The following is a 1,753-nucleotide window of genomic DNA, read 5'->3' as shown; positions in this document are numbered from 1 at the left end:
AACACCGGCAGTTTCAGCAAGACTGGTGAATAAATTAACGACAGGTTGCGCGAATCCCAGGTCGGGTAAGCGAAGCGCCACCCGACAAAACAACCGCGCATACGCTGGCCTCACCTCATCCGGTGCTCTCCGTTGACCAACGCTTCGCGATCGAAAAAGCGCTGGATCACGCCCTCCGCCATAAACGCCGCCCGATCGGACATATGGGCGATGACGTCGGCATCATGGCTGACCAGCAGATAGGTCATGCCGTACTCCTGTTTCAGACGATTAAGTAGATTAAGGATTTCCGCCTGCACCGACATATCCAGCGCCGAGGTCGGCTCATCCAGCAGCAGGATCTGCGGGTGCAGCAGCAGGGCGCGGGCAATGGCCACGCGCTGCCGTTGGCCGCCGGAGAGCTGATGCGGATAGCGGCGCACGGCATCGGCGGCCAGACCCACCTGCTCAAGGGCGGTGGTCACTCGCGGGGTAACGTCGCGGATGCCGTGGATCTGCAGCGGCTCCGCCAGGGTGCGCCACAGAGTATGGTTGGGATGCAGCGAGGCGTACGGATCCTGAAACACCATCTGCACGTTGCGCCGCAGATCGCCCTGAAAGCGGAAGCCCGGCGTAATGGTCTGGCCGAGCAGATCCACGCTGCCGCGCCATTCACGCTGCAATCCGGCCAGCACGCGCAAAATCGTCGATTTGCCGCAGCCCGAGGCGCCGATCAGGCTGAAGGTTTCCCCGGCGTCGACACGGAAACTGGCGGCGGAGACCGCCGTCTTCGCGCCGAATGTAACCTGTAAATCCTGAAGATTAACGATCGCCATGGGCTGTCTCCGTAAAGTCCTGGGTTCTGTCGAGGGTCGGCAGCATCTGGCCGTAGGTGTGGGCATTTGGCCGGCAGGTCCACAGGGTGCGGGTGTAAGGGTGCGTCGCGCTCGGCAGCGCCCGCGCCGGCATCTCGTCGACCTGTCTCCCCTGGTACATCACCAGCACGCGATCACAATGCGCGGCCACCAGCGGTAGATCGTGGCTGATGAGTAACATGGCCATCTGCCGCTGCGCGCACTGCTCCACCAGCAGCTCGAGGATCTGGTTGCGCAGGCGGGCGTCGAGGGCCGAGGTCGGCTCGTCGGCTATCAGCACCTTCGGGTTATTGAGCAGCGCGAGGGCGATCATCACCCGCTGTCCCATCCCGCCGGAGAGTTCGCCGGGATAGCGGCTGAGGACCGGCAGATCCAGACCGACGGCGGCGATGGCGTCTTTGACCGCCTCGGCGCGCGCGCGGCGGCTCAGACGCTGATGGAGGGTTAACGCCTCCTCCAACTGCGTCTGAATGGACTGCACCGGATTCAGCGCATAGCGCGGGTCCTGCAGCACCATGGCGATATCGTTGCCGCGCAGCGCGCGCCAGCCGCGGGCGCTGAGGGTCAGCACATCGCGCCCCAGCACCTCCAGTCGTTCAGCGCTCACCACCCCGGGCTTGCGCACCAGGCCCATCAGCGCCCGGGCGGTCATCGATTTGCCGGAGCCGGATTCGCCCACCAGCGCCAGCCGCTCGTTGCCGAGGGTGAAGCTGACGTTGTCCACCACCCGGGCGGTGGGATAGTCGACGGCGAGTCCCTGGACGGTCAGTCGGATGTCAGTCATGTTGCGGCTCCAGAATATCGCGCAGGCCATCGCCCAGCAGGTTAAACGCCAGGCTGGCAAGCAGGATCGCCGCGCCGGGGATGGCGGCGATCCACCATTGGTCGAAAATCACCTG

At 64.5% G+C, this 1,753-nt stretch carries 2 protein-coding genes and 1 pseudogene; all 3 read right to left on the bottom strand.

Annotated features, from left to right (window positions below; all coding sequences use genetic code 11):
• Positions 1-110: 110 nt before the first annotated feature.
• Positions 111-815, bottom strand: a complete 705-nt coding sequence (locus HMPREF9538_RS26420) for an ABC transporter ATP-binding protein (RefSeq protein ID WP_009483809.1) — start codon at positions 813-815, stop codon at positions 111-113.
• The gene (locus HMPREF9538_RS26425) at positions 802-1,638 is read right to left on the bottom strand and encodes an ABC transporter ATP-binding protein (protein WP_004147499.1); all 837 of its coding nucleotides are present in this window, start codon (positions 1,636-1,638) and stop codon (positions 802-804) included. The genes HMPREF9538_RS26420 and HMPREF9538_RS26425 overlap by 14 nt, the downstream gene beginning before the upstream one ends.
• Positions 1,631-1,753 (bottom strand): annotated as a pseudogene (locus HMPREF9538_RS31270) (ABC transporter permease); the annotation flags it as partial. The pseudogene HMPREF9538_RS31270 and the gene HMPREF9538_RS26425, both read right to left, overlap by 8 nt.

This window comes from Klebsiella sp. MS 92-3, assembly GCF_000195655.1.
In the GTDB taxonomy this organism is placed as follows: Bacteria; Pseudomonadota; Gammaproteobacteria; order Enterobacterales; family Enterobacteriaceae; genus Klebsiella; species Klebsiella pneumoniae.
The sequence above is the reverse complement of the archived record's forward strand: the minus strand, read 5'-3'. Positions and strand labels throughout refer to the sequence as shown.

Bases quoted from the DNA above. Each gene is read 5' to 3' on its own strand.
- HMPREF9538_RS26420 (WP_009483809.1), bottom strand. From the start codon at position 815: ATGGCGATCGTTAATCTTCAGGATTTACAGGTTACATTCGGCGCGAAG.
- HMPREF9538_RS26425 (WP_004147499.1), bottom strand. From the start codon at position 1,638: ATGACTGACATCCGACTGACCGTCCAGGGACTCGCCGTCGACTATCCC.